This window comes from Nonomuraea sp. NPDC049158 (assembly GCF_040648335.1).
Taxonomy (GTDB): domain Bacteria; phylum Actinomycetota; class Actinomycetes; order Streptosporangiales; family Streptosporangiaceae; genus Nonomuraea.
In genome coordinates this window covers 161,637-170,747 of record NZ_JBEZDM010000020.1, presented here as the reverse complement: position 1 = coordinate 170,747, position 9,111 = coordinate 161,637, and the positions used below count along the sequence as shown (strand labels likewise).

General features: G+C 69.6%; 8 protein-coding genes. 6 read left to right on the top strand and 2 right to left on the bottom strand.

Annotated features, from left to right (window positions below):
• Window positions 1–1,257 (bottom strand): MFS transporter, encoded by a 1,257-nt coding sequence (locus AB0B61_RS35460; protein ID WP_358441464.1) that lies wholly within the window; start codon window positions 1,255–1,257, stop codon window positions 1–3.
• Window positions 1,258–1,336: 79 nt separating this feature from the next.
• On the opposite strand from AB0B61_RS35460, the gene AB0B61_RS35455 reads away from it, so the two are divergent.
• The 3 genes from AB0B61_RS35455 (at window position 1,337) to AB0B61_RS35445 (ending at window position 4,396) form a co-directional block, all read left to right on the top strand.
• Complete coding sequence (locus AB0B61_RS35455; RefSeq protein WP_358441462.1) at window positions 1,337–2,257, top strand: LysR family transcriptional regulator; 921 nt, start codon at window positions 1,337–1,339, stop codon at window positions 2,255–2,257.
• Window positions 2,258–2,290: 33 nt separating this feature from the next.
• Window positions 2,291–2,512: a hypothetical protein gene (locus tag AB0B61_RS35450; protein ID WP_358441459.1), complete on the top strand. Its 222-nt coding sequence runs from the start codon at window positions 2,291–2,293 to the stop codon at window positions 2,510–2,512.
• Window positions 2,513–2,758: 246 nt separating this feature from the next.
• Entirely contained in the window at window positions 2,759–4,396 is a 1,638-nt protein-coding gene (locus AB0B61_RS35445; protein ID WP_358441457.1) for a phospholipase A2, read from the top strand.
• A gap of 51 nt (window positions 4,397–4,447) precedes the next feature.
• Here AB0B61_RS35445 and AB0B61_RS35440 read toward each other — a convergent pair whose 3' ends face one another.
• Window positions 4,448–5,083, bottom strand: coding sequence for a CGNR zinc finger domain-containing protein (locus AB0B61_RS35440; protein ID WP_358441454.1), 636 nt, complete (start codon window positions 5,081–5,083; stop codon window positions 4,448–4,450).
• Between the two features lie 67 nt (window positions 5,084–5,150).
• Here AB0B61_RS35440 and AB0B61_RS35435 point away from each other — a divergent pair, with 67 nt between their 5' ends.
• The 3 genes from AB0B61_RS35435 to AB0B61_RS35425 all read left to right on the top strand — a co-directional run bounded on the left by AB0B61_RS35435 (window position 5,151) and on the right by AB0B61_RS35425 (window position 9,025).
• Window positions 5,151–5,540, top strand: a complete 390-nt coding sequence (locus AB0B61_RS35435; RefSeq protein WP_358441451.1) for a RidA family protein — start codon at window positions 5,151–5,153, stop codon at window positions 5,538–5,540.
• Window positions 5,541–5,593: 53 nt separating this feature from the next.
• On the top strand, window positions 5,594–5,875 hold the full coding sequence (locus AB0B61_RS35430; RefSeq protein ID WP_358441449.1) for a hypothetical protein: 282 nt from the start codon (window positions 5,594–5,596) through the stop codon (window positions 5,873–5,875).
• 189 nt (window positions 5,876–6,064) lie between these two features.
• Window positions 6,065–9,025: a glycosyl hydrolase gene (locus tag AB0B61_RS35425; RefSeq protein WP_358441446.1), complete on the top strand. Its 2,961-nt coding sequence runs from the start codon at window positions 6,065–6,067 to the stop codon at window positions 9,023–9,025.
• Window positions 9,026–9,111: the final 86 nt, after the last annotated feature.

Below are 9,111 nucleotides of genomic sequence, written 5' to 3'. Positions count from 1 at the left end.
TCATTCTCCTTCGGTGTGGGTACGGACGAGGTCGCGGACGACCTTCGGGGGCTCGCCTGTCGCCCGGGCGGTGCTGATGCGCTCCAGGCCCCAGAGCACGACGGTCCCGGCCGAGAGGGTGGCGCCCAAGACGCACACACCGGTCCAGCCGCTGTACGCCCAGACCGCCGAGGCCAGCGCGGACCCCATCGCGCCGCCGACGAACAGGGTGGTCATGAAGGCGGAGTTGATCCGGTTGCGGGCCTCGGGCCGGAGCGCGTAGAGGACGTTCTGGCTGCTGTTGAGCACCGCCTGATGGGCCAGGTCCAGCACGATCACGCCGACGAGCAGCAAGACCAGCGAGTGCGCCCCGGCCGCGAGCGCCGGCCAGGACGCCACCAGCAGGACCGTCCCGGCACCGGAAACGATCTGTACGTACCCGCGGTCGGCCAGCCGCCCGGCCACCGTGGCGGCCAGCGCGCCCACGGCACCGGCCAGCCCGAACAGGCCGATGGCCGACTCCGACCAGCCGTACGGCGAGCCCGCCAGCAGGAAGGTCAGCGCCGTCCACAGCACGCTGAACGAGGCGAAGCTCAACGCGCCGATCCCCGCCCGCCAGCGCAGCAGCGGCTCGTACCGGAACATCGCCACCGTCGAGCGCAGCAGACCGGCGTAAGACTGACGGCCGCCATCTCCGCCGAGCCGGGGCAGGAAGACGCGCAGCAGCACGGCCATCAATGCCATCAGGACCGCGCTCACCCAGTAGACCGTCCGCCACCCGCCCAGCTCCGACAATGCTCCGGACGCGGTCCGCGCCAGCAACAGGCCGAGCATCAGCCCGGTCATCACCGTGCCGACCACCCGGCCACGCTCGGCCGGGGCCGCCAGCGTCGCCGCGAACGGCACCACGACCTGCGCGCCCACCGAGGTCAGCGCGGTGAGGGCCGTACTGACCAAGAGCACCGTGCCGTTGGGCGCGGTGGCCGAGACCAGCAGAAACACCGCGGTCGCCGCGTAGAGCGACATGGCGAGCCGCCGCCGCTCCACCAGGTCGCCGAGCGGCACCAGCAGGATCAGCCCCACCGCGTACCCGATCTGCGCGGCCGTCACCAACAGCGCCGCCCGCGACGGCCCGATCTCCAGTTCCCGGCCGATCAGGTCGAGCAACGGCTGCGCGAAGTAGTTGCCCGCGACGGCCAGCCCGGTCGCCACCGACATGAGGAAGAGCAGCCCGCGCGACAGGCCGCCGTCCGTGTTGTGAGGTCTCATCGCCGTCATGCCCCCACCTTGGGCGACAGGGGATCAATGAGTCCAACGCATGTTTGTCATCGAACCGATCGTGTATCACGATTGATCCATGGAACTGCAGCAGATGCGCTATGTCGTCGCGGTCGCGGAGACGAGCAACTTCACCCGCGCCGCCGAGCAGTGCCTGGTCGTCCAGTCCGCACTCAGCCACCAGATCGCCCGCCTGGAACGTGAGCTGGGTGCCAAGCTGTTCGACCGCACCAGCCGCCGCGTCCGGCTGACCCCCGCCGGCGAGGCGTTCCTCCCCGCGGCCCGCCAGGCTCTCGACGCCGCCGAACGAGCGCGCGCCGAGGTGGCCGCCGCCGCCGGCGAGATCCGCGGCCGGCTCGCCATCGGCGCCATCCCCACGGTCGCGGCGGTCGATCTGCCGGCCGCGCTGAAGGAGTTCCACCTGCGGCATCGGCAGGTACGGATCAGCCTCCGCTCGGGCGCGAGCGAGGATCTCATCGAAGGGGTGCGCCAGGGCGCCCTGGACGCCGCGTTCCTGGGGCTTCCCCTGGGCGTACGCCCCAAGGGGGTCCGCGGCCGCGAACTGGCGCGCGGCGACCTCGTCGCCCTGGTGGCGCCCGACCACCCGCTGGCCGACGAGCCGTGCGTGGACCTGCGGCAACTGTCGGACGAACCGTTCGTCGACTTCCCCCTGGGCACCGCCGCGCGAGCCCAGTCGGACGAGGCGTTCGCGGCGGCCGGGGTGCGGCGCGAGGTCGCCTTCGAGGTGACGACCGTGGACTTCATCGCTCGCCTGGTCCGGCAGGGCCTGGGCATCGGGATGCTGCCCGCCGCCTTCGTGGCCGAACTCCCCGACCTGCCCGTCCTCCAGCTCCGCGACGCTCCCGCCCGCATGGAGCACCTCATCTGGAGTCGCTTCCCTCCCTCACCCGTCGCCGCAGCGTTCCTGTCCGCCCTCGGTATCTCGGCGACGGAATCCGCAGGCCCGCCGGAATCCGCGGCAGTGGTTCCCGACGAATAGGTCAAGAAAGCGCTCGACAGACAGGGAGGACATGTGAAGGAGAGGCTGCGGCAGCTCGCCCTTGCCTTTGTGGCGGTTCTGGTGCTGGGATTCGTCGCTCTGACGGTGGTGATCTTCGTACCTGAATCGCTGCCGTATGTGTTCGTCGCCGTGGTGGCCATCCTTGTGGTGGGCGGCATCCTGTTCGAGATCTTCGTCCTGTCCGACCCGGAGCCGCCCGACCTGCCGCCGCGACGACGTCGCGATCTCTGGTGACACGACAGCACAATGGCCGATAACCAAAGTCAAGTCATTATTGTCGAAGCCCCCACAGTATCGCCATAAATTCGCTATAAACTCACCACACAGCCCGCTGAACTGGGCAAATGAATAAATAACCGATAGCTCCATGGGTGATTTGAACATCGTTCTGCGAAACCGTCAAGCTCTTGTCAAATCGATTTATTTACACTTATCCTCCAGGTGATCAAATCACTTTTACTCTTTTCCTGGAGGCACCACTTGCGCCGATTAGCGCTCCCCGTCGCCGTCACGGCGATGCTCCTCCCCTTCCTCGCCCCAGAGGTCTCCGCCGCCACGGTCACCTCGAAGGCCTCCACCGTCGTGCTCGCCGACCCGCCGCCGGCCGACGTGCAGGAGATCGGCCCCGGCCAGTACTCCGCCGACACCAAAACGTTCAAACTCACCGAGCTGGACGTGTCGGCGGGCGCGATCAGCCGTAAGCACGGTGTGGCGCTGGCCGGTGGCGATCTGGCGCGGCCGCAGTCGGCTCCGGCCACCCGTCCCGAACTGGGCGTCTTCGGGCCGGGCTGGCAGGCGGAGTTCGCCGGTGGAGAGATCAACCGGAAACTGGAGAACCAGAACGGCACTCTCGTCGTCACGGAACTCGAGGAAGGGACGACGACCAGCTACCCCCTGAAGAGCAGCGTCTCCACCCCTGACGGCGGCGGCATCCAGACGTACGAGGCCGCCGACGGATCCAAGATCACCGAAACCACCAAGTGGGACGCGGCCGTCGGCGCGATGCGCACCACGACGACCGAGACGTACGTGACGGATCTGGGTCCCCTGAACCCGGGCGCCGAGCCCATGACCTACCCCGACGGCACCCCCATCAGCGCCGCCGACCTCCAGCTCACCTACGTCTGGTCACGGCCGGCCGGGGCGCCGAGCGCCGACCCCTGGCGCGTGACCAGCGTCGGCACCACCGCCCTCGGCAAGTCCACGATCACCTACGACGCCCAGGCCCGGGTCAGCACCGTCAAGGAGCCGACCCGTGGCGAGAACCCCGCGTCCGTCACCAAGTTCACCTACGCCACGGCCACCACGGCGACCAGCACCTCCAACGGCGACTTCACGGGCCGGCTCAAGGAGATCACCGTCGCGTACGGAACCCAGGCGCCGCAGACCGAGGCCAGCTACGCCTACGACCCGAACGGCCTGCTGCGCACCGTGACCGACCCCACCGTCGGCGCCACCCAGGGGACCTACGCCTACGACTCGGTGGGACGCCTGTCGTCGATCGAGTCCGCCAGCAACGGCGGCTGGCAGCTGTCCTTCCCGGCGGGCGTCGCCGCTCCCCAGGTGACCGCCACCGGCACCGACATGCCGGCCAACGGCGGGACGACCGAGGGCGCGGCCGGCCTCGACGACCCCAACGCCACCGAGCCGCCGGCCAGTGACTTCCTGCCGGACGGCGTGGACCCCCCGCAGTCCTACCCGAAGAAGTGTGACACGGCCAAGACCTGGATGTGGTACACGAAGTCGGGCTGCTCGGCCTGGGCATTCCATGGCGGCAAATGGCGGAAGCCGAGCTGGAAGCGGACCGCCAGCGGCTTCAAGGTCCGGGGCATCGACTACGACCACTGCACGAAGCCGGGGGCGGACCGTCCCGCCGGGTTCGACTTCCGACCGGCCTGTGACTCCCACGACTACGGGTACGGCCTGATGACCAACCAGAAGAAGCACTACAAGTACTACCTCGACCGCACTCTCTGGCGAAAGGCCGATGTGGACACCCGCTTCTACATCACCTTGAAGGACAAGGTGTGCGGGGGCTACTTCTTCCTGGTGCGGGGCGCCTGCAGGAAGATCGCGGCAGTGTACTACGCGGCTGTTCTCCTGTTCGGCATGCCCTGAGAACGGCGTGACCCGCTGAGTACGTAACCTTCCTCGGGCCGGATGGCGGCATCAGCCGCCATCCGGCTCCGTGCTCCGCCGGGCGCGGTGCGCCCGGAGCTTGTGGCGGTTGCCGCAGCGCTCCATCGCGCACCAGCGCCGGGCGCCGGGGCGGGAGGAGTCGACGAACACGAGCGGGCAGTCGTCGCTCGCGCACTCGCGAAAGCGCTCGGCGAGCGGCCCGGACAGCAGCTCGATCATCTCCCGCGCCAGCGTCGACAGCGCTTGCGTCGCCCGCACCGGCGGCACCCACCCCGCGGTCGTGCCACCGGCGACGAACTCACGGCCCGGCTTGGGGACCAGCTCGGGGACCAGCGGCGCCGCAGCCGCGGCCCGGTTGATGGTCGCGACCGCCCCGGCGGGGAGGGCGCGACGCGCGGCCTGGGCGTGCGCCACGTCCCAGATCGCCTGACGGAGGGCCTTGGCCGCGCTCAGCTCGCGGGCCGTCACGGGGACCGTCATGACCGCGGCCAGCGGCGGCTCGGCCAGCCATTCGCCCAGGTCGGCGGGCTCGTGCAGGGTTTCGAACACCGCGTAACGGCCCTCGCCGCCCGTGTGGGCGAAGTCCAGGCAGACGGCGCCGGCGTCGAACCAGAACGACCCTCCCTTGGGATCGTGCAGCGTCCGGCCGGTTGCACTCGCTCGCATGAAACCACTATAACTGGTGTCGAACGTAACCACTAATACTGGTGTCAGCGTCAGAGGAGGGCGACACATGAGCACACGGCACATCAACCCCGAGGGACTCCACCGCAGCCCGGCCTTCAGCCAGGCCGTCGTGGTCGAACAGCCGGCCAAGACGATCTACATCGGCGGGCAGAACGGCGTCGACGCCGACGGCAAGGTCGTCGGCCCCACGGTCGGGGAGCAGGCCAGGCAGGTGTTCCGCAACCTCACGACCATCTTGGAGAGCGAGGGTGCGAGCCTGGCGAACATCGTGCACTGGCGCATCGCCGTGGTGGACGGCCACACCTTCGACGAGGGTGTGGCCGCCTTCCAGGAGTTCTGGAACCGGGCCGACCCGCCGCCGGCCATCACGGTCCACGTCGTCGCCGGTCTGGGCCCCGGGTTCCTCGTCGAGATCGACGCCGTCGCCGTCGTGTGACCCCCCACGGGGTGAGTTCAACTGACCGCCCATGCAGTCGCTCGTGCCGGCGGGTGGCTCTCGTCTTCTCGGAGCAGGTCGCGGTTTCCAGGGGAAACCCCTTGGCGCTCGGTGAGACCGCCGGGAAGGACGACGGGCTCGAGCCCGTGCCGTCGCATGGCCGCTCGGTAGGCGCGGCGCCGGACGGCGGCGATGTGTCCCGTGAGAGTGGCCGGCTTGGCTTCGGGCATCGTCGGCCCCAGCAGCAGGAGCGCCTCGCACCGAAGTCGATGAGCGTCTCGATGGAGCGCCGCTCGTCGTGGGTGGCGGTCGTGGCCCCCAGCACCGTCTCGTAGCCCGCGGCGTCGACCATCGCCTGTCGGCGCGACGCTGTCGACGCGTTGTTCCGAGGCGTACGCGAGGGCTCACAAGTTTCCTCAGGACAATTTATTGTTTCCTCACGACATTGTTTTCTGCTGTTGCGCGCCCTAGTGTCGGTCCGGCGGGCACTCTCAGGGCGCCCCTTGACGTTCAGGGAGAAACGCGTGTCACTCGACGACCTCGCCCGCATGATCGCCGACCCGTCGATCGAGTTCCGGCCCGAGCTGCGCTGGTGGCTGGCGGAGGGCCTGCACACCGACGAGACGCTGGTCCGCGAGATCGACACCGCGCACCGGCTGGGTTTCGGCGGGATGGAGTTCCTCGCGATGGACGAGGGCGACATCGACCACTCCCGCTACGGCTGGGGCGCGGAGGAGTGGGTGCACGACTCCCAGGTGGTCGTCGAGGAGACCACTAAACGGAACATGTCCGTGAGCTTCACTTCCGGCACGAACTGGTCGAACGCCAACCTCCCCACGATCACCCCCGACCACCCGGCCGCGGCCCAGGAGCTCGACGTGGTGTTCGAGGACCTCGCCGCTTCGGGCTCCCGCAGCGGCGCGCTGCCGCGCGTCGACCTCGACGCCGAGCCGCCGACGCTGCACATTCCCGGCCACCGCGGCAAGGTCACCGAGCAGCACCTGGTGGCCGTCGTGGCCGCCCGCGTGCTGGAGAGCGGCGCGACGGGCGCGATCCTCGACCTCGACTCCGTCGTCGACCTCTCCGACCAGGTGCGGGGCGAGGCGCTGGAGTGGAGCGCGCCCGCCGACGGCGACTGGCGGCTCTTCGTCTTCTGGATGCACGGCACCGGACAGACCGCCTCGCCCTCGGCGTCGGTCAACTACACCGTCAACTACCTGGACCGGGACGGGGTCGACGCGGTCATCGACTACTGGGACTCGGTCGTGCTCACGCCGGAGCTGCGCAAGCAGATCAGCCGCAACCCGCGCGCGCAGATGTACATGGACTCCCTCGAGCTGTCCGTCTACGGCGCCGGTGGCATGTTCTGGGGGCGCACCCTCGCGCGGGAGTTCCGCGCCCGTCGCGGGTACGACCTCACCCGCTGGCTGCCCTTCCTGCTGCGGTCCGCGCCTTTCATGGCGGTCAGTACGACCTACCACAACGACGTACGCGAGGAGCACCGCGTCACCGTCGAGAAGGTGCGCTTCGACTACGTGCGCACGCTCACCGATCTCTACATCGAGAACATGCTGCGCCCCTTCGCCGCGTTCCTGCACGACAACGGGATCACGCTCCGCGCCGAGATCAGCTACGGACTGCCGTTCGAGCTCACCCGGCCGGGGCCGGAGGTCGACGGCATCGAGACGGAGTCGCTGGAGTTCGCCGCGCAGATCGACGCCTATCGCTTGCTGGCCGGGCCGGCTCACCTGTTCGGCAAGCAGTACTCCTCCGAGACCGGCGCGACCACCCGCAACCACATGCTCGACCACCGCTTCTACGACCAGATCATCGCCACCCAGCTGGCGGCGGGCATCACCAAGACCGTGCTGCACGGCTGGGCGAGCACCGCGGGCGCGGAGGGCGTCACCCATTGGCCCGGGCATGAGGGCATGTGGCCGATGTTCTCCGAGCGGTTCGACACGCGTCAGCCCGCGGCGGAGTTCTATCCGCTGTGGAACAAGGCGATCGGCCGCTTCCAGTGCGTCCTGCGGCAGGGCAGGCCGCGGATCGACGTGGGGATCCTCCGTACCGACCACTTCACCGACAACACCTCAGGGGTGGCCCTCCTCGACCAGGACGGTCGGCGGATCCCGGACGAGGACGCCTACGGGCGCATGTGGATGCGCGACCGTCATAACCACTGGTGGCAGGACCTGGGCATGCAGGACGCCGGGTGGACCTACGAGTTCTTCGACGGCTCGCTGCTGCTGCGCGAGGAGGTGTCGTTCGCGGACGGGCTCGTGCAACCGCACGGTCCGGGTTACCAGGCGCTCGTCGTCTACCAGGACACGCTCGACCCGGATGTGGCGGTCAAGCTCCTGGAGTGGGCGCGGCGGGGCCTGAAGCTGCTCATCGTCAACGGTGCCACCGAGCTCAAGTGGCTCACGGCCGGCCAGTACACCATCCACGACCATGCCGCCGCCCGCACCCCGGGACTCGACGGCCGCGACGAGGAGCTCGCCCAGACGATGGCGCGGCTTCGCGCGCTGCCGAACGTCGCCGAGGTGAGCGACCCGTCCGGCACCGTCGAGGCGCTGCGTGAGCTCGGGCTCGCCGGACGCGCCGAGTTCACCGGCGACAACCGCAACCTGCTCGGTCACCTGCGCGAGGACGGCGACCTGCTGCACCTGTACCTGTACCACTTCCTGTACGAGACCGGCGAGCCGACCACGGTCGAGGTCGCCCTGCCCGGCACCGGAACGGCTCACCGGATCGACGCCTGGACCGGCGACATCCGCCCCCATCCCGGCCTCCGGCACGAAGCGGGACGGACGCTCCTCTCCGTCTCCCTGGCACCCGGGGAGACCGCGCTGTTCACGATCGACCGCTCGGCGCGGGAGCCGGCGGGCTCCGAGCCCGTCCAGCCGTACCTCCTCCAGGAGATCACGGAGTGGACGACCACGGTCGAGAGCTGGGACGCCGGCGGGTTCGAGGTGATCAGCGAGGACCGCGGGCTCGGCTACGAGACCCGCGAGGTACGGCCCACCACCGCGATCACCCGCCTCGACGGCGGCCGCGGCCCGCTCCGCCCGTGGAAGGACCTCCCCGAGGTCGGTCCCGACGTCAGCGGCGTCGGCGCGTACGAGGCGACGTTCACCCTGGAGGAGGCGCCCGTCGCGGGAGCCAGGTACGTGCTCGACCTCGGATCGACGGCGGGTGGTCTCGGCTCCGCTCAGGTCAATGAGGGCCCGGTCAAGGGCTTCGACACCTCCTGCCCGAACGTGGACGTCACCTCCGACCTGCGGCCCGGGGAGAACACGGTGACGGTCCGGGTGTCGAGCTCGCTGAACAACCGGCTGCTCGCCCGCGGCTACTACGACTCGATTCCCGACATCGCCGCGCAGCTCGCCGGCGGCACTGGGATGCAGCAGACCGAGGTACACGACCACGGCCTGCTCGGACCGGTACGGCTGCTGCTCCTGCGCGAAGCGACGGCGGGCTGAGCCGGCCGGGAGGGCGGGGGCCGCTGGATCCGGTCGCCCGCCCGACCGACCGGCAGTAGGGTTCCCGGGGATACAACGGGCGAGGG